Origin of the sequence: Clostridium sp. (assembly GCF_050717515.1) — a bacterium.
In the GTDB taxonomy this organism is placed as follows: Bacteria; Bacillota; Clostridia; order Clostridiales; family Clostridiaceae; genus Clostridium_AD.
Genome location: NZ_JBOITL010000023.1, coordinates 1 through 23792 on the forward strand (window position 1 = coordinate 1; position 23792 = coordinate 23792).

Sequence of the window (23792 nt, forward strand, 5' to 3'; positions counted from 1 at the left end):
TAAGGTAGTTTGAAATCTCCACCTGCATGGCGATTTCGGAGGGCCCTCCTCCATCATCTGTATAGCACAGCTATATTAAGCCACTCTTGCGAGTTGCTTACCACGCTTTCGTGGCGCACAGTCGTCTTCATTCCAAGTCCTACCATCGAAAATTTAGTTATGTCCGCGTCTACTATAACTTTATTGTCCATTATTATATTTTCTATAATTTCCAAACTATCCTTTAAACTTTCTTTAGGAATTGTAAAGGACACATTTACGGTTCCATCTATAGGAGATGTTTGACTTATCATATCTATATTTATTCGCCTGCTTCCTATAGCTTCAAATATAGTGGACAATATATTCACATCTTTAGGTATACGTTGAAGAGTTACTGCCACATCCTCATCACTAGTTGCTATTCCTGTTACTGGTTTACTTTCCATATTCATATTTTTAACCTCCCTAATTACAGTTCCCTTAATATCACTATTACTGAGTCCTACATATATAGGTATCCCATATTTTTGAGCAAGCTCTATAGATCTTGAATGCATTACTTGGGCTCCCAAACTCGCTAGCTCCAGCATCTCTTCATATTCTATTTCATCCAATTTCTTAGCCTCTCCATATGCCCTAGGGTCTACACTATATATTCCAGCCACATCCGTATATATTTCACAGCTGCCCTCCAGCTTCACTGCCAAGGCTACAGCTGTGGTATCAGAACCGCCTCTACCTAAAGTGGTAATATCACCCTCTCCATTTATTCCTTGGAATCCAGCAACTATTACAATTTTACCTTCTTTTATACTTTTTTTAATTTTCTTATCATTTATATCCTTAATTAATGCTTTACCATATTGTCCACTAGTTTGAATGCCAATTTGGTGTGCAGTATAGCTTATAGACTCATACCCCAAAGCCTTAATTGCCATGGCGAGTAGGGCACTTGAAATTATTTCTCCTGTTGATAATATAGCGTCGAGTTCCCTCTTATCTGGCTGCTGAGTTATACCTTTTGATAGGGCTATTAAATCATCTGTAGTTTTTCCCATAGCAGATACAACTATAACTAAATCTGTGTCTTCATTTTTTCTTTTTACTATACTTTGTGCAATCCCTTTAATTTTCTCTGTAGTGCCTACAGAAGACCCACCATATTTTTGAACAACTACTGCCATAATTCAATCATTCCCCTTTATATCTAGTGTACTTGCTTGTGCACTGATTGATTTCACCTATTTTATACAATGTTAAATAAAGTAGTAAAATTTTAAAAATTACCTCCAGAAACATTAAGATATTGTTTCAAAAAAAATAAATGCAGCAAAGGAACACCTTTGCTGCATAAAAATACATGTTTTTATACAAACCTTGTGTACCTTGTAGTTCTCCACTGAAAAATCAGTGACAATTTTACACATATTATATGTAAAACCAGAAAATATTTTCACAAAATATATCTTCTTCGGCTATAGCTCCTTTCCTTATTCATCCTCGCCTGTCAGCTCCGAACAAGTACTTTTAGATACAGCACCTCTACCCTAGGTAGTTTACTTTTTAAATTTGTTCCTAGTTTATCACAGTATGTTTATAAGCACAAGTATTAATTATAAATGTTCTTACTAAAATATCTATCTCCTCTATCGGGCAGTATCACAACAATGTTCCCATTTTTAATGGTTTTTCCAAGTTTTACTGCTGCTACTAATGCAGCCCCCGAAGAGCTACCGACAAACAGCCCTTCTTTTACCGCAATTAGGTTTAGCATACTTTTAGCTTCCTCATCAGATACTTTTGTAATGCCCTCCACTAAATCCATATCCATGGTGCCTGGCACAAAATTGTTTCCTATTCCTTCTATATCATAACAAAACTCTTCTCCACCACCAAGAGTTGAACCATAAGGATCCACTAGTATACCTTGTGTATTTTTATTCATTTCCTTTAAATATTTCATAACACCACTAAAAGTACCACCACTTCCTGCTCCTGCTACAAAATAATCAATTTCACCTTCTAAGGCATCATATATTTCTGGTCCTGTAGTCTCATAATGAGCCTTTGGGTTAGCATCATTTTCGAACTGCTGGAGTGAAATAGAATTAGGAATTTCATTAAGCAGTTCTTTTGCTTTCGCAATAGCACCGAGCATTCCGTCTTCCCTCGGTGTATTAATAATAGTTGCTCCTAATGCTCTCATCAAGGTTTGCTTTTCTACAGAAAACTTTTCTGGAACCACAAATATTACTTTGTACTTTTTATTTAAGGCTGCAAGTGCAACTCCTATGCCAGTATTTCCTGCAGTAGCTTCAACAATAGTATATCCAGCCTTTAAGATACCATTATCTTCTGCATCTTTTATCATGTAAACTCCAACTCTATCTTTAACACTACCACCGGGGTTCTCCCCCTCTAGTTTTGCGAAGATATTTACGCCTTCTTTTACGCCCAAATTGTTTAATTTAATAAGTGGTGTATTTCCTATAATATCTAATATACTATTTATATATTTCACTGCTAACACCTCTATTTAGAACTAATTTTGCATACTCTTTTGCACCTTCTAATGAATGATCTTTATAATTTCCACATTGAAATTTATTGGCTGCTGGTATCTCCTTTGACTCTATTACCTTTGTAAGTCCATAATTTAAAGTTTCTATAACCTTATCCACACTCACATCATTCCATGTAATCATATAAAATCCTGTTCTACATCCCATAGGTGAAATATCTATAATTCCTTCCATTACTTCTCTCATATATCCAGCAAGCAAATGCTCTAAGGTATGGATAGCCGCTATATCCATAAATTCTTCATTTGGTTGCATAAATCTTAAATCAAACTTTGTTACTATATCACCCTTTTCACCTATCTTCACCTCACATTTTCTTACAAAAGGTGCTTTTACCTTTGTGTGATCTAATGAAAAGCTTTCAACTTTCACATTTTCCTTAGGTATCATGTCCTCAGTTAATAATGTATTAAATTTCATAATTTAGTCCTCCCTTATTTGCTACTGCAATGAAAATTCCTGTTTCAGTAAATTCACCTTTACTAGAATATCCTTTGCATTTTAAATTTGTATTTTCAATATTCACTATGTCAAACCCAGCTTCGTATAACCACTGTTCCAACTGCTGATTTGAAAAACCAAGCCATTCGTCAAACATCTCATCCTTTGCCCACTGTCCATTGTGCTCTAGTACATCTGATATTATTAAAGTCCCATCTTTTTTAATTATTCTATGCATCTCTTCAATTGCTTTTTTAGCATCCTTCACATGATGAAGAGCCATATTAATAAAGACCACATCTACAGATTCATCAAACAAAACCAAGTTGTCTATGGATGATTTTATTGGATATACATTGTTGAATTTTTTAGTTTCCATTAATTTTTTAGATTCTCTAAGCATATTTATAGATTGATCTATAGAAAATACAATACTTGCTTCTAAGGCCAGTGCCAAGGATAAAAATCCAGTGCCGCATCCAAGGTCGGCCACTACTTTATCTTTTATATTTACTTTAGATAATACCTCATACTTTAACCTTTCCTCAAAATATTCACTTCTTATTACATTCCAACTTTTAGCTATCTCGTTAAAATAATCTAACGAACCCATAACATCGCCTCCATTTAGTTTTTATGTTTAATCTTTGCATAACATACTAAAAAAATAGTGTTGTGGCTAAGACCTTTTTCAAAAATACAGATATATTTTTGACGTCAAAAAAGCCCGTCTCCTTTTATAGAGACGAAGCTATAAACTTCGCGGTCCCACCCTAATTAGATATAAAATCTCACTTAATTTCAAGCACAAAATGCTTTATCGCTTTAACGGGCGAGCCCGTAGTCCCCTACTATAATTTCGGGTCCATACTCCAAAGGGCACTTCATATATCTTTCGGTAGAAGCTTCTCAGCAGCGCTTCCTCTCTGTACCCGTGCAACATATTACTTTCCTTTTTCATTGTATATATTAGTATTCATATAGGAATAGTTATGTTTTTATTATATGCCATATTTTATTTTTGTCAACCCTAGTTTTCAACTTATTTTCAATTGTTAATTTATATATCCTTCTAACTTAGGCGGTGTCTAAATTATATCAACACGTTTTTTATATCACCATTCTCTATGCTTGTGAATATTATATATTGATATGATAATATGGAGTGTGATATTTATGCAAGGTACTATTAAAAATATTTTCCCTGGTGGCAATACTTCAAGAGGATTCTATTCCTTCTACAGGTATATACTAGGACAGGATGAAGCAAGAAGAATAATATGCATAAAAGGAGGCCCTGGAACAGGTAAATCCTCCTTAATGAAGAAAGTTGGTAAATACTTCAATGAGAAAGGCTATGACATAGAATACCATCACTGCTCTTCTGATAATAGCTCATTAGACGGATTAGTTATTAAAAGACTTAATGTAGCAATACTTGATGGAACTTCACCTCATGTAGTTGACCCCGTAAATCCAGGCGCCGTAGATGAAGTGCTAAACATGGGAGATTGTTGGGATGAGGAAGGCTTTAAGAAATATCGACATAAAATAATCGACATAAATAAAAAAGTTGGGAAAACTTTTAAAAGAGCCTATAGATTTTTTGGAGCAGCTAAATTAGTTTATGATGATTGGTATACCTATAATAATGAAGCCTTAAATATTAATAAGCTAAACCTACTAAAAGAAAATCTAAAAGAATCACTATTTACTACCTCGCCCTCTAATATAGGTTATGATAGGCATTTATTTGCTACAGCTTTTACTCCTAATGGTATTGTCACCTACATTGAAAACTTGTGCTCAGATTATAAGAACATTTATGTGTTAAAAGGTGGTCCTGGTACTGGAAAGTCAAATATATTGGAATTTTTATCTTCTGAAGCCCTAAGGCGTGGACACTATATAGAAATTTTCCACACACCCCTTATTCCTGAAAAAATCGAGCATATACTGATTCCTGACTTAAATGTTGCCATTTTAACCTCTAATGAAATAAATAATTTAGATATCCCAGGTACTATAATTGACATGAAAGACTGTTTAAATCTAAGTACCCTTGAGAGAAACAAAGTTGAAATGGAATATGATTCAACTGAGTTTTTCACACTTTTAAACAAAGGTTTAACTACAATAAAAGAAGCAAAAGCTCTACATGACGAACTTGAAACTTCCTTTATACCAAATATGGATTTTTCTAAAGTAGACGAAGTTTTGACAAAGCTTATTAAAAAGATAAATGGATATGAAGATGATTATTTAAATAATAAGTAAATTTAAAAAGAGCTGTGCTTGTACACAGCTCTTTGCAGTTAATACACATTAATATGCACTTAATCCACCTTTTAAGACGTGATTTACTATTTTAGTGATTTCGTGTTTTTCCTTATCCATTCTGTGACTTCCTTAAATCCTGTGTTTTCTGTGGATGAAACCCTCGCTACCAATGCGGTAGGGTTGAGAGCTCTCACCCCAGACATAAAGTATTCTTCATCAAAATTCACATAAGGTATAAGGTCCCATTTGTTTATGATAATAATATCAGCCTTTTCAAAAGCAAGAGGATATTTATATGGCTTATCGCTTCCTTCTGTAACCGTCACTATAAGCATTTTAATATCTTCACCAATGTTAAACTCTGCAGGGCAAACAAGATTTCCTATGTTTTCTATAAACATAACTCCTGGATTATCCATCTTGAATTCTTTTAAGACTGATGAAATAGTGGGAGCATCAAGATGACATGCTCCGTGTGTATTTATTTGTATTGTATCTATGCCAAGTGAGGTTAAAATTCTTGTGTCAATATCTGATTCTATATCCCCTTCCACCACATATGCTTTTAAATCATTAAGTTCTTTTATCATAGAAATTATAACGGAAGTTTTCCCTGCTCCCGGTGCTCCCATTACATTTATAGCAAATATGCCTGCTTGTTTTAGGGTATAATTTATTTTTTCTGCAATTATATTATTGTGATACAGAATAGATTCCATCACATCTATTTTTTTATTATCCATTTTTGACCTCCTCAATTTTATACTTCTATATATTCAACATAAAATTCTTTACCTATATCCGTAGGTTGTCCAATACCACCGCAGTAACTACAAATGAATGAAAAAGACCGTGTTTCAAAGAATTTATGACATTCTCTGCATTTAAGCCTCGGATGGATATGTTTCATACTTATTATTGCCCCCTCGCAAAGAGACCCCACTGAAATCTCATCAAAGTACATCTGAATAGATTCCCCTATGAACCCAGAATAGTCCCCTATTACAAGCCCTATTTTCAAAACCTTTAATGCACCATTGTCCCTTGCATTACATTCCGCAATACGTATTATTTCACAGGCTATAGAATACTCATGCATATAATTATCACCTTCTTAACTATTATTATGAGCCTCTTTTACTCCTACCTCTATGCTTCTGTATATTTATTTTTTATATGCAAACACTAGGCACATAAAAATAAACTTTAGCTAATATATAATAATATATTCTTTATTCCACTAAGATATACTAGCATTTCATTGGAGGCGCTTACATTGATGTTTTTTATAAAAAACTATACATTTGAAAATATAAAACATAAGCTTTTAGTATTATACCTACTGAATGTAACAGATATATTCTTTACTCTTTTACTCCTGTCTACAGGCTTATTTGTGGAGGCAAACCGCCTAATGATCAATGCAGTGCAAAGTGCATCTGCTAGTTTTATATTGAAAATTTTACTACCTGCAGTATTATTATTATACATATGCATTAGAATGAAAAAAGCAAATGAGACTCAGCTAAAACAATCTAACATTATTCTTAATATCATTACTGGAGTTTATATAATAATTAATATTTCTCATTTAATATGCTTTTTGTTATTTTGTTTATTTATAATATTTCCTATTTAATAAAAATATGCTTGAGTGTGATCCCAATGCAATTGGAAGAGTTTGCTTCCATATGTTATAATGATAAAAATGTATAAAATAAATTATACAAGGGGGTAAATAAATGAACAAATCAAAGGTATTTTTTACAAACTTAAGAACAAAACCGGGATGTAATCTATTAGATAAGCTTCAAAAACTTGTAGTAGATGCAGGTATGAAAAATATAGATTTTAAAGATCAATTTGTAGCTATAAAAATTCATTTTGGAGAGCCAGGTAACCTTTCATACATAAGGCCAAACTATGCTGCCAGTATTGTTAAACTTATTAAGGAGCTCGGTGGTAAGCCATTCCTTACTGATTCGAACACCTTATATGCTGGAAGAAGATCTAATGCTGTAGACCATATTGAATCAGCTATGGAAAATGGTTTCAATCCTATGTCTGTTGGATGTAACGTAATAATAGCGGATGGATTAAAGGGTGGAGATTATAGAGAAATTCCAATCAACCAAAAACATTGCAAAACTGCTAAAATAGGTGCAGCCATTGCCGATTCAGATATAATTATTTCTATGACTCACTTCAAAGGTCATGAAATGACCGGTTTTGGTGGAACACTCAAGAATTTAGGTATGGGCTGCGGTTCCGTTGGAGGAAAGCTTGAAATGCATTCTGCATCTAAGCCTTTTATGAAAAAAGATAACTGTGTAAGCTGTGGAATGTGCATTAAAAATTGCCTACATGAGGCAATTTCCTTTGATGAAAATAAAAAGGCAACCATAGATTATGACAAATGCGTAGGCTGTGGCCAATGTGTTGCAGTATGTCGTTTTAACTGCGCAACAGTAAAGTGGAATGAATCTGCTGATAGTGCTAATGAAAAAATTGCAGAATATACCTATGCTGTTATTAAAGATAAACCAAACTTTCATATTAGCTTTATTATGAATGTTTCCCCTAATTGTGATTGTTCTCCAGAAAACGATGTGGCAATTATTCCAGATATAGGTATGGCTGCTTCCTTTGATCCAGTAGCCTTAGATCAAGCCTGCGTTGATATGGTTAACAGTGCAACTGCATTAAATTCAACTGAGCTTTCAGATAGACATTACCATGAAGGCCAAGATAAATTTTCTCATATACATCCTGATACAAATTGGAAGGTTGGTCTAGCCCATGCAAAAGCTATTGGCATTGGCACTGACGAATATGAGCTAGTAATAGTTAAATAAAAAAAGCACATAAGAAAGAAGGAATATCGTGAAATTTGTACCATTAATATTTGTATTATTATTCAGTATAAGTCTAATTATATATGGGATTAAGAAACAAAATAAGTCAACTAAATATGCAGGTATTTTTTGTATAATTATAGTTGTTATTTCTAATTTAATAGATAATTTAAACTTTTAATAATAAGATTCATTTATATAAACATTATTTTCAAAATACAAATTTAGGAAATTATTATAACTTTCCTTTAGGAAGTATGAAATCCCTCCGGAGTGACTTGCAATAAGAAGCGAAATAACATTGAAATTTCATTTAGAAATTCTTCTTTTGCTAATATAAAATTCTCGTGAGCTTGCCAGGACGGCAAGCTAGCGAACCTGAGCCAGGAAGGCGAATGTGAGCGCCAGAGAATTTTATATTCGCAAAAAATTAGAATTTGTTAATGAGATTTCACGTTTCGAGCTCTTATTGCAAGGCTCGCAGGAGAACTTCCATACTTTTATATTTTAATATTCAACATTTCTAAGTGATAGCCCTTTTGATTTAGCCATTAAGCTATATTTTGACTCCGTTTCTTCAGTTAACAATGTTTCTATATCCTCTAACTCTAGTTTTCCTTCACCAATGTCTATAAGACTTGCTATAATAATCCTTTCCATATTCCACAAAAAATCATTTCCATTAATTTCTATTTCTATCATGCCGTTTTTTTCTGTTATGTCTATATAATTGATAGTTCTAACAGTGGATTTATTATCAGATGTGACCGTAGCAAACCCTTGAAAGTCATGAGTTCCAACTAAAGATTTTGCTGCAATTCTCATTTCATCTAAATTAAGTTTTACCTCACTATGATAAACATATTTTCTGTTAAATACATTTCTTAATTCATTATTATTTATTTTATACACATAAGTAATTGATCTTATGTTATATGCCACATGAAATCTTTCACTTGCTTCTACCATAGATTTCACTGCTATATCTTCTGGTAAAAACTCATATAGATAATCAAGCATTTCATCAATACTTAAATCACAATTAGTATGAAAGTTTGCCATATAATTTTCAGCATGTACCCCTACATCCGTTCGCGCACAACCTGAAAGTTCAATAGTCTCTCCCGCCATCTTAGATAATACACTTTGAATTTTACCTGCAACCGTTAAATCATTATCTTCTTGTTTTTGCCATCCTTTATATCTACTTCCATCATATTCTAGTATCATCTTTAAATTTTTCATATATATATCCGCCTTTAACTTATTTGATTATTCATAATTTAATTTTACCCAATGAACACTTTAATTATATCTTTCCTATTAAAATAAAGCTATTACATTTCAGATAAACTCCAAGATTTTATAATGTTGAAGATGAAAGCATGTAGGCATATGAAATTTATATTCGCAAAAGATTAGAATTTCTTAATGGAATTTCTTGTTTTGAGTTCGGTTGCAAGGCAGGCAGGAGAAATTTCATATACCCGTGTTTCATAAGGTCTTAATTTTATATTCACACTAGCATCGCAACCTTCCACCACATAGTTTGATAGCAATAGTTTAGCCTTTTCATAATGGATATGCTGAGGAAATTCAAATATTGGTTCATTTCCAAAGAAATTAACTATGATTAAGACAATCTCCCCCTCTAATTGTCTTAGATATGCATATATCTCCTCATGTTCTCTATTAATCTCCTCAAAGCTACCATATACCAGTACAGATCTATTCTTTCTTAAAGCTATCAATTTTTTATAATAGTTTAGTATTGAATTTGGGTCTTCTAGTTGTTCCTCCACATTAATTTTTCTATAGTTTGAATTAACTTTTATCCAGGGGTTACCAGTAGTAAACCCTGCATTTTCACTATTATTCCACTGCATTGGTGTTCTTGAGTTATCCCGTGACATATAGCGTAGTCCCTTTAGATAGTTTTCTTCACTTACTAACCCACCCTTAACTAAATCCTTGTGTTTATTAAACACAGCCACATCTCTATAATCTTCTAATTTAAAGTCCCAGGCATTGGTCATTCCTATTTCATCTCCATAATAAATAAATGGAGTTCCCTTTTGAGTCAGTTGTAGACAAGCTAACATTTTTGCAGATTCTTTTAAGTAGTTCTTCTCTTCTCCTAGTCTTGATATAGTCCTTGTAGTGTCATGGTTCGAGTAAAATAAAGGACACCAACCTTCTTCTTCAGGCTTTACTTGCCATCCACTCATATTTTCCTTTATATCTTTTATTAAGTTTATAGGTTGCCTTTCCCAATCGGTTTCCCCTTTGCCTACACTATGCATATCAAAATGAAAAGTAAAATCTAATTCACCTTTATCTTTGCCCGTATAAACATGGGCATTTTTATAATTTACTCCACCAGTTTCACCAATTACTACATGATACCCAGTATTAAATACATCTTTTCTTAATTCTTTTAAATAATCATGAACCTCTGGTAGATTTTGTATATATTCTATGCAATTGCCATATACATGACCTTCTTCTATTATTCCATCAGGAAAGGAATGATCTTTTCCGAGATGATTAATAGCATCCATTCTAAAGCCATCTACACCTTTTTCCATCCAGTACTTTATCATGTGTTTTATTTCTTCTCTTAATTTTTCATTTTTCCAATTTAAATCTGGTTGTTTTTTAGAAAAAATATGAAGATAATATTCTTCTGATATCTCATCATATTCCCAAGCGCTACCTCCAAAAAAAGATCCCCAATTGTTTGGAGGGTTGCCATTTGTACCTTTATTCCAAATGTAATAATCTCTATAATGATTGTCTTTACTCTTTCTACTCATTTGAAACCAAGGATGCTCATCAGAGGTGTGATTAATTACCAAATCCATCACTAACTTCATTTTTCTAGAATGAAGTCCTTTAACTAACTCATGAAAATCCGTAAGCGTCCCAAATTCATCCATTATGTCTCTAAAGTCACTGATATCATATCCATTGTCGTCATTAGGTGATTTATTTATAGGATTTAAATACAATATACCTACTCCTAAGTCTTTCAAATAGTCTAGTTTTTCTATTATCCCTTTTAAGTCACCTATTCCATTACCATTTGAATCCTTAAAACTTCTAACATATGCCTGATATGCCACTGCTTCTTTCCACCATTTTTTATCCATCGTTATCCCCCTCTTCAATTTTATTAGGTTTATGACTTATGCGTAATTCCTATTTCTATACACTGTTGGAGAAACCCCCACTATAGATTTGAAAGTTCTGCTGAAATGACTTTGGTCATAAAACCCCAATAAAATTCCAATATATAAAATACTTTCATCTGTACTGAGCAATAGATTTTTTGCCCTGTCTATTTTTATTTTTTGCACATATTTCATTACTGAAACACCCATCTTCTTTTTAAAGCAATCGCTTGCATAACCCACTGAAACATTTAAATCTCTAGCCAACTTATCAAGCGAAGAGTGATTTTCGATATTAACATGTATGTATTGAAGCATTTTATTAATCATGAAATTATCAGTGACTTCAATATCATTTATTAAAATATTAAAATATGCTGTGACCATACTAATTTCTAAAGCTTGTAACTCAGTTAAATCAGTAATACCTTGGATTTTATCATAGAATTTATTATATAGTGGATGCAGAGCGCTTTTTGATACACCATTTTTTATAATTTCCTTTGTGTATATGGCATTCCATATAATTAAATCATTTTTTTTATTATTAATGGAGTGTCCATTTTCTTTTTCCTGGATATGTTTTTCTTTTAGGGTGCCTAATACTTTTGGTATATTTTTTGATTCGATCAAAAAGGATATATCATTATTAAAAATATAAATATCAGATTCAAAGGTCTCTAGCATGTTTTCACCTCACTATTTTAATCATCACCTTTTAGATGCTGCAATATTAAAAAGACAACCTTTACGTCGTCTTTTTGTTATTACCTACATAATATACAAGTAGAAAGATCAGCTACACTTACCTCATTAATAGAAATTTTAGGCCCTTTACTTACACCCATTTTATTAACCTCATATTCATTGGCTAAAATTTTCCACTCATTATCATCCGGTAAAGTTACTTTTATCACTTCACAGTTAGAATTATGGATTATAATTAATTTACTGTAATCCGCTTTATATATGGAAGTTAATTCATAAGCTACAGAATTACAAGGCGATTCAAGAAATATCAATGATTTTCTTACTGACTTATCATTATCTAAAGTCATAACCTTTTGGCTTTTTCTTAAAGCAATTAAACCCTTAATATACTCATAAGTTTCCATGTATTCAGTTTTTCTACTCCATCCTATTTCATTAATAAAGTCACCAGAATTATAGCTATTATGATTCCCTTGTTTTGTCCTTAGTATTTCTGTTCCTCCTTGAATAAATGGAACTCCTTGAGATGTCAGAATTATTGACAATGCCAATCTACTCATTTTTTCTCTTTCCAAAGGAGTGTTATTAGGATTGCTTTTTTCAAATTTATCAAATAAGCATAAATTATCATGAGCACTTACATAGTTTATGCTTTCACCAGGCTCTTGTGTGAAACCATATATTTCCTTGTTATAATTAATGCTACCAACAATGCCCTTTTTAATTTCTATTTCAAAGCCTAATCCACCATTTACAAAGCCTACTTGGTTACCGTCATTATCCCCTTTTATTACATTCCTCATATCGTCATTAAATACAGCTACTTGCATACCCTTTTGACTTCCTTTTGTTACTCGTTTAGATAGCTCTAATGAAGAATATCCACCGTTCCATGGTTCACCATAGATAATAATATTCGGATTAATAATTTTCGCTTGCATCACAACTTCTTTCATTGTATCTATATCATGAAGAGCCATTAAATCAAATCTAAACCCATCTATCTTATATTCCTCAGCCCAGAACTTAATGCTATCTACTATAAATTTTGTCATCATCGGCTTCTCTGAAGCTGTTTCATTCCCACAACCTGAACCATTAGTATAGTTGCCGTTCTCATCCCTTCTATAATAATATCCAGGAACCAAAATGTCCATTGGTGAATTTTCTATAGTATAAGTGTGATTGTAGACAACATCCATGACTACACTTATACCATTTTCATGTAAAGATTGAATCATAGTTTTAAATTCTCTAATTCGTACACAACCATCATTCGGATCTGTAGCATAAGAACCCTCTGGAACATTATATAAATAAGGATCATAACCCCAATTATATTCACATTTAGTTTCATCAACACTTGCAAAATCATAAACAGGTAATAATTGAACATGAGTTATTCCTAAATCTTTAAGGTGGTCCAGCCCAGTAACTACCCCCTCAGAAGTTTTTGTGTTTCTTTCAGTAAATCCCAAATATTTTCCTTTATGTTCAATCCCAGAGTCCTTTGAAACTGAAAAATCTCTAACATGCATTTCATATATTATTGCCTCGGTTCTATTAATAGGTAAAGGTCTTTTATGAGATTCCCAATTAACGGGGTTTATAGAATTGAAATCAACAATCATACCCCTTTCACCATTAGCATTGGATCCCTTAGCATATAAATCTGGTGTTTCTTTTTCTACCCCAGCATTTGTTACTAAATAATTATAATACTTATTTTTAAAATCCCCCTGAAGTTTAAGCTCCCAAACGCCCGCATCACCTTTTGTCATAAGGTATTTTTGTTTTAAGTCATCTTTGAAATTTTCATAAACTATTACTGCGATTTTTTCTACTGTAGGTGCCCAAACTTTAAATGTTGTATAAAGAGGTGTATAAACTGCGCCTAAATCATTCTCATCATATGGTATTTTTTGATTTTCTAATATTTTTTTCATTATTAAATCTCTCCTTAAAGTCTTTATGAAATAGATCACCTTTAAAATAAATATTTGTTAAAATGTATTTTATTTATAATATGTAATTAATAACCAAAAATAACCCTAGAAATCTAGAGTTATTTAGTTGACTCTCTTTCAATTAATTTTGTATCAATAATATAATTGGTTATATATTCTTTCTCATTTTCCAATTTGTTTATTAATAGCTTAACTGCAAAATAACCTAATTCTTCAGAATTAATATCCACTGAAGATAGTGTAGGATTTCTGTAAGCAGTTAATGGTGTATTATTAAACCCAACAATTGAAATAGGTGTTTTGGACATTTCGCTTATAGCTTTTGATGCACCAAATGCAATTAAGTCGTCAGTAGTGACAACCGCTGTAGGGCTGGATTTATCTAAAATTCTTTTCATAGCATCATAACCACTAATTTCTGCAAACTCTGCTACTTGTACCATATTTTCTTCTACTTTTACTCCAATATTTTCCATAGCTTTTTTGTAACCTTCTAACCTATTTATAGTTACATTAAGCGTAGCTGGTCCTCCTATAAATGCAATTTTTCTCTCACCCTTTTGTATAAGATAATTAACAACACTATACATGGCATGAAAGTTATCATTATCAACCCATAAAAGTCCTTCTGTATCTTCTGGTTTGCCTATTACTACGAAAGGATAATCCGCTTCCTTTAAATAAGCGATGCATTTGTCATCCTTTTTTACAAAAGGCAAAATAATGCCGTCAACTCTTCCACTATTTATTAAACTTGCTATATACTCTACTTCTTGATCTTCATTACTACTGTAGGCATACATAATATAATATCCCTTTTTTTGAGCATAATGGCTTATGCCCCTCATAATTTGAATAAAAAATGGATTAACAAATAAATCTTCATCAGTGCTAGGTAAAATAAGTCCTATAGTTTTGGTTGTTTTACTAACTAAGCTCCTAGCTATTGCATTAGGATGATATTTAATTTCCTTCATTGCTTTATAAACTTTTTTCTTTGTTGCATCACTAATTGTAGGATTATCCGCAATAACTCTTGAAACTGTTGAGGGTGATACCTTTGCTAGCTTTGCTACTTCTCTTATAGTTATCGACATGAAAACTTCACTTCCTACTTTCTAAAAATATTTATGCTAATTATATTGTGAGACTTGATTTCTGCAAGTCCAGCTTGTTCAAGTTTTAAACATCATCTAAAATAACTAATTAGTATGTTAGTCTAGATGATATCTAATTATAAAAACTAACCTTTAGTAGCACCGGATGATAGTCCTTCTACAATATATTTTTGTAAATATACAAATAATAATGTAATTGGAATAGCAACTAGAATTGCACCCGCAGCAAACATTGTAAATTGAGTGTTTTGTTGTTTCTGAACCCATTCAAATAATCCCATAGCAAGCGTTTTCTTCTCACTGCTTTTTAATATTATTTGAGGAAATATAAAATCAAACCAAGGTGCCATAAAGTTTGTAAGTGCAACTAATGTAATTATTGGCTTTGCTAAAGGTAATATTACTTTTACGAAAATAGTCATATTTGAAGCTCCATCTATTTTTGCAGCTTCATCTAAGCTTTTAGGAATACCATCGAAAAAGCCCTTGCATAACCAAGTATTATATGGTATTTGTCCACCCACATACACAAGAATTAACCCCCAATGACTATTTAATAATCCTAACTTACTTATTAGAATAAATGTAGCAGCCATAGCTAAGAATGCAGGAAACATTTGCAAAATCATCATTGCCATAAGTCCTTGCCTTCTACCCTTAAATTTAAATCTAGAAAATGCATAGGCAGAAAGTGTTGTTAGTATAACTGACAAAAACATATTAATTGTAGCAATTTTTAATGTATTCATATACCATTTTGGAAAATCAGTTTGTGTAAACAACTCTTTATAATGGATTAATGTTGGGTTTTTAGGAATTATAGAAGAACTAAATAAACTTGTACCGCTATTGAATGAGGACATAACAATCCAAATTACAGGTGTCACTGTTACTATACATAGTAACACCAATAGAGCATATACTAATATTTTTCGAATTAAACTAGATAAATTCATTTTTTTATTCATTACATCATATCCTCCTCTTTGAAGGCTTTGGTTTTACTAAACGTAAATGCTGAAATACTTGCAACAAAAATAAATATTATAATGGTAACTACAGCTGCCATATGGAATTGATTCTGATCCTTTGTCATCTTATAAATCCAGGAAATTAAAATATCAGTATCTCCTGCATATTGCATGTTTCCATTAATTGGATTACCATCTGTTAACAAATAAATCATTCCAAAGTTATTAAAATTATAAGCAAAAGTCATTGTCAATAGTGGCAATGTTTGAAAAAGCACTAAAGGCAATGTGATTTTAGAAAACTGTTGCCACTTAGTTGCGCCATCAATTTCAGAAGCTTCATATAGAGACTTGTCTATATTAGTAAGTATTCCTGACATAAGTGCCATAAAATAAGGTGCTCCTAACCAAACGGCTATTATTAGAACCATTATTTTCGCAAGTAGTGGGTCTGAAAAAAAAGGCATTTTTTTTATTCCAAAGGAAGCTAGCATATTATTTACTGGGCCAGGTCCACTAAATGCTAATCTCATTATAAGTAAGGATATAAATCCTGGTATAGCATAAGGCAAAAGAAAAATTGTTCTAAAAAACTTTTTAAATCTTATTCCCTTAACATTAGTTATTAGTGCTAAGAACAAGCCTACAAAAAAGGTACTAGCAGTGGTTACTACAGCAAATATAATTGTCCAAATTCCTACTCTTAGAAGAGTACTGCTCCACATTTTCATATTTACTAATTGTTTAAAATTATCAAATCCTACCCAATCAACTAAGTTCCTTGGTGGCAAATGATTAGGACTTGAATAGTTAGTAAATGCTATTGCTATGGTGGACAGAATAGGAACTACAATAAAAAATGCAATAAACAAAAATCCAGGTGTTAGCATGATATGAGGAAAATATTTTTCCCACACATAACTCAAAAATTCTTTTGTATTTAGTGGTTTATTGCCTTTTTCTATGTTTTCACCTGCTCGTTTTGCATCATAGATATTAAGTATGTATACTGAAATTACAAGAAATAAAACAACAACAGCTATAAGCCCTTCAATCAATAAGAAAATAGAATGATCTCCTGTTGCTAGCCCATTTACAAATTTCAGACCAGAATCTCCTAGTGAAATTAGACCATTTATTGATGTTGAAAAATATCTTATATTAAATATAGCTACTATTTCTATAATTGCAAACATAATTCCTTTGAATATTTCTTTGTTATATATTTGTCCAAGGCCCATAAAGAGCACAGAGAAAAGAGTTGATTTTTTTGATTTTCTCATTTCATACCTCCTAAATCGGATAGAATTTTATTTAAAATTAGTCATTTGCTATATAGCAAATGACTAATTTCTATTTACAACTAATTATTTTTGAGCTGCTATTGCGTCTCTTACAGTTTTAGCTGCAGTTTTAAGTGCTTTTTCAGGAGCAACTCCGTCATTCCACATTGATGAAAATGCTGCTCCGTATGGAGTCCAAACAAGTCCCATTTGAGGAATTGATGGCATTGGTACAGAATATTTTATTTGCTCTAAAAATGGTGCAACCATTGGATTGCCTTTGATTTTAGCGTTTTCCATTAGTTTTGTTACTGGTGGTATTTGTTTAGTTAATTCATATCTTTTTAATAACATTTCATCCGATGTTGCTAAACTAGCGAACATTTGAGCTGCTATTGGATATTTTGAATAAGCACTAACAAATAATGTTTTTACTCCTGATAAACTTGATTGTTGTTTTCCATCAGTTAATTTAGGTAATGGTGCTACACCAAATTTAACTTTAGATTTTTCGCAACCTGATACTGCCCATGGTCCATCTATCATAGCTCCTATTTTTCCTTCATTAAATAAACCTTCCATAATAATAGCAGATGAATCTGCTGCATTAATTGGCAAAACTTTTTTCAAGTCCATCAAAGATTTTGCTCCTTCAATTGCTCCAGGTGAATCAATACCTACGTCAGTTTTATCAGTTCCATTTTTAAAAATATAACCGCCGCCTCCTGCTATAAAACTATGAGAGAAGTAAGCATTTCCAACATCCCACATAAATGCAAATTTATTTGATTTTGCATTGTTAAACGTTTTAGCTTTTGCGATTATCTCTTCATAAGTTTTTGGTGCTGTTGGGAATACATCTTTATTGTAAAACAATCCATAAGTTTCTATTGCTGTTGGGTATCCGTAAACCTTACCCTCATATGATACTGCATCTACGGCTGATTTTAAATAGTCCTTCTTAACTCTTTCTGCAAATAGGCTATTTTCTAAAATTAAACCTGATGATACAAGTTCTCCAGTGTGATCATGTGGTGCATCAAATACATCAGCACCTACTCCAGCTGGTCCATCTGTAGCCATTTTGCCTTTAGCATCAACAGCTCCTACTTCTTCGTATGTAACTTTTACTCCGTATTTCTTTTCAAACTCAGTACCAATAACTTTCATATATTCTGTTTCAACACCTTTAGCAGTCCAAACTACTAGTTTAGCTCCTGATTCAGGTTTCGCTTCAGTTGTAACTCCTTCTTTAGCTGCTGGTGCTTTTTCTGCTACTTTTTTAGTGCCACATGCCGCTAATGATACAGTACATGTTAAAGCTAATAATAGACTTAATACTTTTCTTTTCATATTTAATCCCCCTAAAATAGTATTCTTGTAACGTCATTGCAAATCCTTGCAAGCGTTTGCATGATTTAATTATAAACCGAATTTTCTCAACTGTCAAACACTATTATAGTTAAATTTCATTTATTTAAATATAGTCATTTTTCTTATATTATTATTAAATATCTATAAAATCACTTAGAAACAGTATAATCTTTAGTTTAACGTCTCTCAATTACAAATTTAATTTACTTCTATTATAATAATGTTCTCATGAAATAGAAATTATTTTGTGCAAACGCATTCACAAAATATACAGTTACCCTGATAATTCCCTTTGTATATATAGAATTCCAAATAATCAACTCACTTTTCTTATTATTCTATGCCTTTAACATTTTTTTAAATTTCGGTCAATAACTACAAATAAAATCGCATAGTGTATATACATATTTTACGAAGTATATACAATTACCACTAAATGCTTATGCTATAATTGCTTCATAAATATACTAGGGCATACAAAAAATATCTATGACAACTTCCACTGTTTATTTTTATCATATGCCTTGGTTAAACATAAAAGTGAGGTAGATTAAAATGAATAAACATGCAATATACCATATTACTGAAACACCCTATGCCTATGGCAAAGATTTAAACACCCTAGTGCTTCGTTTAAGAACCGCAAAAAACGATGTTAAAAAGTGTAATTTACATTATAAAGATAGATATAACTGGGATAACCCATATGATGTTAAAGAAATGAAAATTACAGCTCAAGCTGACTTGTTTGATTATTTTGAAACAGAAGTATCTGTAGAGAGAAACAGATATAGATATTACTTTGAGCTAATTGATTGGAATAATAACATAATATATTTTGATGAAAGAGGCTTTAGAGATAGGGCTCCAACTCTAAAAGAGTTCACAGCTTTTCAATTTGCCTATTTAGCACAGGGAGATATATATGAACAAGCTACTTGGCTGCAAGAATCAGTTGTATATCAAATTTTTCCAGATCGTTTTTACAATGGGAACAAGTGTATTGACCCTAAAAACACTTCCCCCTGGGGCACCTCAGTAAAAGTCGAATCTATGTTTGGTGGAGATCTTCAAGGAATTATTAATAAGTTAGACTATTTAGAAGAATTAGGTGTTGATTTAATTTACTTAACTCCGATATTCAAATCTTCCTCAAACCATAAATATAATACAGCAGATTATTATGACATAGACCCTCAGTTTGGAACTTTAGATACAGCAAAAGAGTTAATAAAAAAATGTCATGAAAAAGGAATGAAAATTATTTTTGATGCTGTATTCAATCATTCTGGAAGCGACTTTTTTGCCTTTCAAGATTTACTAGAAAAGCAAGAAGCTTCAACCTATAAGGAGTGGTATTTTATAGATAGTTACCCGGTTACTACTGATAAGGTGAACTACTATACTTTTGCTAATGACGTAAGCAGCATGCCTAAATTAAATACTCATAATAAAGAGGCAAGAGAGTATTTATTAAAGGTGGGAGAATATTGGGTAAAAGAAATAGGAATTGATGGTTGGAGACTGGATGTTTGCGATGAAGTTGACCATGATTTTTGGAGGGCCTTTAATAAAGTAGTTAAATCCGCTAACAAAGATGCTGTTATTGTTGGAGAAATAATGCATGAAGCAAATTCCTTCTTAAAAGGAGATCAGATGGACAGCATAATGAACTATCCTTTTAAATCTGCCTTAGTGGATTTCTTCGCAAATAGAAGCATTCCTGTAGAAAAATTTGAGGACATACTATCCTCTAATAGGACTCTTTACATGGACAGTATCACAAGGCAACTCTGGAATCTAATGGGTAGCCATGATACTAAGAGATTTTTAACTGAATGTGAGAACAATGTAGACAGAATGAAGCTTGCAATTGCCTTCCAATTTTGCTACCAAGGAGTTCCATATATTTATTATGGAGATGAAATAGGTCTTAATGGTGGTGAGGATCCTCAGTGTAGAAAATGCATGATTTGGGACGCCGAAAAACAAAACAAAGAATTATTAAACCACTACAAGACTATGATATCTCTTAGGAAAAATAATAAAGCTTTAATTTATGGAGATTACAAAAGACTTTATTGCAAAGATAACGTATTGGTTTTCCAAAGAAGTTATGAAGATGAAACCCTATTAATTGCTATTAACAATAGTGACGAGGAGTATACTGTTAAGTTGTCTTTAGACAACACTGCTATAGATGTTTTCACTTCACAGAAAGTAAAATTAAACAATGGATTAATATTAGAACCTATGAAATTCGAAATATTAAAATTATAGCAACAAAAAAGCGGGGCAGTCATTGATAAAGGCATGCCCCTTTTTATCTTTAAGCTGTAAGAAATTTTGATAGGAGGATTTATAAATGAAAATTGATTCACATGTACACATAGGTAAAATTATTAATTTTAATATGCAAGAGGAAACAGTTTTGGCATCAATGAAGAAATATAAAATAGACTTTTCCTTAGTATCTAATGTTGAAGCTGCAGAGGTTGGACATGATCTAAAGCCCATTCCTAAGAAAAATCAATTTGGACAAATAGAAAAAAATTCTTAATATATTGGCTCATGGTGATTCCCAGAAAAACCATCCACCATTACATCCATCCTATCCTCAGTGTCCTCTTTTATGTCTACAGGTTTTAGTTTTTTTACCGTGCCAAATGGCTGTCCTAATGAAAGTTTATCACCACGTCCTGAAATAACCCACAAGGTTTTATAGCATTTTGGCGTTACCCCTAGGTTCACTTCACCCTTTCCATCTGTAAAATATATTAGTATGTTTGTATCAGTATTATTCACATAATTAAAAACCGGTGTAAATTTTGTACCACCACCGCCAGTACTGCTTCGCTGGCGTACATTATTAATGGATTTCACCTTGTATACTTGTCTTATTTCTGTATCACATTCAATCAGTGTTATTTCATGTTTATAAGTTTTTACAATATTAAAAACCTCTTTTATTGCTCCATGAAATTCCTCATCACTAATACTTCCACTTATATCTATAGCCAATGTAATTCTAGCTGTATGCCCTCTAAGTTCTCCTCTTAAATCTAATCTATTGGGTTGGCGTCTACTTCTTCTTGTAATAGTCTTCTTTTTGTCACCTTCTAGTGTTCCCATCATTTTTTTTAGATACATATTCCAAGGAATTTCACCTTTTTTCCCTGTAAGGCCCTTAATCATACCTTCCAAATAAAGAGGAACTGCGCCCTTCTCTGCAAACGTTACAAATTTCTCGGTAAAATTTTTAAGAGTCTCCTCATCTATTTCTGTGGATTCTTCCCACAAATCATGAGTTTTAGAAGCATCATATTCTTTTTTTATCTGCTCGTACTTAGACTCATCTTCCTTACTTTCATCTTTTTCCTCTAATAAATTTAGAGCCATTTGAATTTTATCCGCATAATACTCCATAATCATATAGGGTTGCATCTTTAAACTATACTTAAAATTTATACTATCTAAAGTTGTAGCAAAGTGTGGAAGATCCTTTAGATGCTGATTAACTACTATATCCATTGCCATATTAATAGCCAAGCTACTATATTTTGTTTTAAGTATTTTTGCACGATTTAGATGAAATGATAATATATGATAAATCTCATGTTTAATAGTGCTTTTCATCTGATCCCCTGTAAGATTCAAAAAAATATAGGGATTAAAATAAATTACATATTTAGACAATTTAAAATTTACAGCTGTAGGCGAAGTTATATCATATTTTATCTCTCTAGACATTTGAAGCAGAAAATAACCATAGAAGTTTTCATTGTCTTCTATGAGCATAAAATCAACCATGGTGACAAGTTTCAAAAAATCTTCATTAAAATCTTTTGGCATGTCTTCAATTGCTTTTACATTAGAGATTTCGTCGTAAAGTGAGTTTTTAAGACTTTCAAATACTTTTCCCATAATATCACCTAGCCTTTTATCTCATTATAGGCCTTAAAATACATTTCAACGAAAGCTTCATTTTCCAAGCATAACTTATAAACATTATTATAACTCTCTTTAACATCTTTCATAATCCCTACCCCTAGGTCCACAGGATATAACCCCAAAAATTCTACAAATCTTATTATATCGCTATTTAAAATTTCTTTTCTATCTAAGTTATGCAATATATTCTTTGCTATAAGATATAATCTTGTGTGGCTTTCTTTTTTTACTTTCGCTATAACTTCTTGTGTCAATTCTGAAGGATTAAACACCTCTTCATAAGAAATTAAAGGTTTATTATTCTCCTGTTCAAACGCCATAAACTCATGAGCAATTCTATCACCTAAATTACCTTTTAGAATATTTAAAAATACTCTTTTAGGAATCTTATCTTTATTTGTTTTGTAAATCCTATAGCTCTTAGAAACCCTTTCAAAGCTTCTAGGAGTTGCTTTTATCTGCTCATCCTTTAGTGTACTTTGTAAATATTCTGGGAAAGTAGATATAAACTCTATAACCTTTTGCTCTATTGTATTTTCAATAGCCCAGGTCAGCCAAGCTTTTGAATCGCTTTCCATATAAAGCCAAACAAATCTATTTTCTTGTGCTGCATCCATATCAACTACTTGATAATCAACATCATCTCCATATTTACTAGAAGGATTCATTGCAGCTAATATTTTTACTTTATCATGAAGCTTATACCCATTTATATCTCTGTTTAGTATAAGATTCATAAGTTCTTGTTGCACAGTATGCTCACAACGGTTTATTTCATCAATAAATAAAAACACTTCTTTGCCATCATCTATCAAACTGTCTATTTCCTGCAGCTTTGTGTGAACTGCATAAACAGTATTTTTTTTACTAATAGCCCTACCGCTATCATCCTTAAAACTATAGTTCTCAACTGTTGGGAGACCGCCTATTTCCCCTTCTTTTAAAAGGTTTCCATCTATAGTAACTAGGCTCCAACCTTTCTTTCTTGCTAGCTCTTTCGCTAGGGCAGTTTTTCCTATACCGCTTTCTCCTACAATTATTGGTACTTCATCCGTTTCTATAACAAGTTCCGCGCTTTGCAGCGTATCTTTAAAATTCATAATT

Annotated in this window: 21 protein-coding genes, 1 riboswitch and 1 other annotated feature; of the genes, 5 read left to right on the forward strand and 16 right to left on the reverse strand. The window is 32.1% G+C overall.

Annotation, left to right across the window (positions count from 1 at the left end):
* Positions 1 to 53: 53 nt before the first annotated feature.
* The 4 genes from ACREV6_RS08010 to ACREV6_RS08025 form a co-directional block, all read right to left on the reverse strand.
* A complete protein-coding gene (locus tag ACREV6_RS08010) occupies positions 54 to 1166 on the reverse strand; it encodes an aspartate kinase (RefSeq protein WP_431577489.1) in 1113 nt (370 codons plus the stop codon).
* A gap of 197 nt (positions 1167 to 1363) precedes the next feature.
* Positions 1364 to 1535, reverse strand: a riboswitch (Lysine riboswitch).
* 56 nt (positions 1536 to 1591) lie between these two features.
* Complete coding sequence (locus ACREV6_RS08015) at positions 1592 to 2503, reverse strand: PLP-dependent cysteine synthase family protein (RefSeq protein WP_431577490.1); 912 nt, start codon at positions 2501 to 2503, stop codon at positions 1592 to 1594.
* Positions 2487 to 2984: an S-ribosylhomocysteine lyase gene (locus tag ACREV6_RS08020; protein ID WP_431577491.1), complete on the reverse strand. Its 498-nt coding sequence runs from the start codon at positions 2982 to 2984 to the stop codon at positions 2487 to 2489. The genes ACREV6_RS08015 and ACREV6_RS08020 overlap by 17 nt, the downstream gene beginning before the upstream one ends.
* The gene (locus ACREV6_RS08025; RefSeq protein ID WP_431577492.1) at positions 2974 to 3618 is read right to left on the reverse strand and encodes a class I SAM-dependent methyltransferase; all 645 of its coding nucleotides are present in this window, start codon (positions 3616 to 3618) and stop codon (positions 2974 to 2976) included. The genes ACREV6_RS08020 and ACREV6_RS08025 overlap by 11 nt, the downstream gene beginning before the upstream one ends.
* A gap of 125 nt (positions 3619 to 3743) precedes the next feature.
* Positions 3744 to 3975 (reverse strand) — a binding site (T-box leader).
* A gap of 206 nt (positions 3976 to 4181) precedes the next feature.
* Here ACREV6_RS08025 and ACREV6_RS08030 point away from each other — a divergent pair.
* Positions 4182 to 5282: a PRK06851 family protein gene (locus tag ACREV6_RS08030; protein WP_431577493.1), complete on the forward strand. Its 1101-nt coding sequence runs from the start codon at positions 4182 to 4184 to the stop codon at positions 5280 to 5282.
* An 86-nt stretch (positions 5283 to 5368) separates the two neighbouring features.
* Here the strand turns inward: ACREV6_RS08030 and hypB are convergent, their stop codons facing one another.
* Positions 5369 to 6028, reverse strand: coding sequence for a hydrogenase nickel incorporation protein HypB (gene hypB / locus ACREV6_RS08035; protein ID WP_431577494.1), 660 nt, complete (start codon positions 6026 to 6028; stop codon positions 5369 to 5371).
* 17 nt (positions 6029 to 6045) lie between these two features.
* Entirely contained in the window at positions 6046 to 6384 is a 339-nt protein-coding gene (locus tag ACREV6_RS08040; protein ID WP_431577495.1) for a hydrogenase maturation nickel metallochaperone HypA/HybF, read from the reverse strand.
* Positions 6385 to 6564: 180 nt separating this feature from the next.
* On the opposite strand from ACREV6_RS08040, the gene ACREV6_RS08050 reads away from it, so the two are divergent.
* A complete protein-coding gene (locus ACREV6_RS08050) occupies positions 6565 to 6924 on the forward strand; it encodes a DUF5658 family protein (RefSeq protein WP_503417271.1) in 360 nt (119 codons plus the stop codon).
* Positions 6925 to 7027: 103 nt separating this feature from the next.
* On the forward strand, positions 7028 to 8140 hold the full coding sequence (locus tag ACREV6_RS08055) for a DUF362 domain-containing protein (RefSeq protein WP_431577496.1): 1113 nt from the start codon (positions 7028 to 7030) through the stop codon (positions 8138 to 8140).
* A 507-nt stretch (positions 8141 to 8647) separates the two neighbouring features.
* Here ACREV6_RS08055 and truA read toward each other — a convergent pair.
* From truA to ACREV6_RS08095, 8 genes are all read right to left on the reverse strand, one after another.
* Entirely contained in the window at positions 8648 to 9385 is a 738-nt protein-coding gene (truA, locus tag ACREV6_RS08060) for a tRNA pseudouridine(38-40) synthase TruA (protein WP_431577497.1), read from the reverse strand.
* Between the two features lie 173 nt (positions 9386 to 9558).
* Positions 9559 to 11292, reverse strand: coding sequence for a glycoside hydrolase family 13 protein (locus ACREV6_RS08065; RefSeq protein ID WP_431577498.1), 1734 nt, complete (start codon positions 11290 to 11292; stop codon positions 9559 to 9561).
* Positions 11293 to 11328: 36 nt separating this feature from the next.
* Entirely contained in the window at positions 11329 to 12000 is a 672-nt protein-coding gene (locus ACREV6_RS08070; protein ID WP_431577499.1) for a helix-turn-helix domain-containing protein, read from the reverse strand.
* 80 nt (positions 12001 to 12080) lie between these two features.
* A complete protein-coding gene (gene pulA, locus ACREV6_RS08075; protein ID WP_431577500.1) occupies positions 12081 to 13970 on the reverse strand; it encodes a type I pullulanase in 1890 nt (629 codons plus the stop codon).
* A 119-nt stretch (positions 13971 to 14089) separates the two neighbouring features.
* Positions 14090 to 15088, reverse strand: coding sequence for a LacI family DNA-binding transcriptional regulator (locus ACREV6_RS08080; RefSeq protein WP_431577501.1), 999 nt, complete (start codon positions 15086 to 15088; stop codon positions 14090 to 14092).
* Between the two features lie 146 nt (positions 15089 to 15234).
* Positions 15235 to 16077, reverse strand: a complete 843-nt coding sequence (locus ACREV6_RS08085) for a sugar ABC transporter permease (protein ID WP_431577502.1) — start codon at positions 16075 to 16077, stop codon at positions 15235 to 15237.
* On the reverse strand, positions 16077 to 17363 hold the full coding sequence (locus ACREV6_RS08090; RefSeq protein WP_431577503.1) for a carbohydrate ABC transporter permease: 1287 nt from the start codon (positions 17361 to 17363) through the stop codon (positions 16077 to 16079). The genes ACREV6_RS08085 and ACREV6_RS08090 overlap by 1 nt, the downstream gene beginning before the upstream one ends.
* Before the next feature lie 84 nt (positions 17364 to 17447).
* Complete coding sequence (locus tag ACREV6_RS08095) at positions 17448 to 18716, reverse strand: sugar ABC transporter substrate-binding protein (RefSeq protein WP_431577504.1); 1269 nt, start codon at positions 18714 to 18716, stop codon at positions 17448 to 17450.
* 576 nt (positions 18717 to 19292) lie between these two features.
* Between ACREV6_RS08095 and ACREV6_RS08100 the strand changes: the two genes are divergently transcribed.
* Complete coding sequence (locus ACREV6_RS08100) at positions 19293 to 21017, forward strand: alpha-glycosidase (protein WP_431577505.1); 1725 nt, start codon at positions 19293 to 19295, stop codon at positions 21015 to 21017.
* Positions 21018 to 21102: 85 nt separating this feature from the next.
* The gene (locus ACREV6_RS08105) at positions 21103 to 21297 is read left to right on the forward strand and encodes a hypothetical protein (protein WP_431577506.1); all 195 of its coding nucleotides are present in this window, start codon (positions 21103 to 21105) and stop codon (positions 21295 to 21297) included.
* Here ACREV6_RS08105 and ACREV6_RS08110 read toward each other — a convergent pair.
* Positions 21294 to 22661 (reverse strand): vWA domain-containing protein, encoded by a 1368-nt coding sequence (locus ACREV6_RS08110; RefSeq protein ID WP_431577507.1) that lies wholly within the window; start codon positions 22659 to 22661, stop codon positions 21294 to 21296. The genes ACREV6_RS08105 and ACREV6_RS08110 overlap by 4 nt on opposite strands.
* Positions 22662 to 22669: 8 nt before the next feature.
* A complete protein-coding gene (locus ACREV6_RS08115) occupies positions 22670 to 23788 on the reverse strand; it encodes an ATP-binding protein (RefSeq protein ID WP_431577508.1) in 1119 nt (372 codons plus the stop codon).
* Positions 23789 to 23792 lie beyond the last annotated feature (4 nt).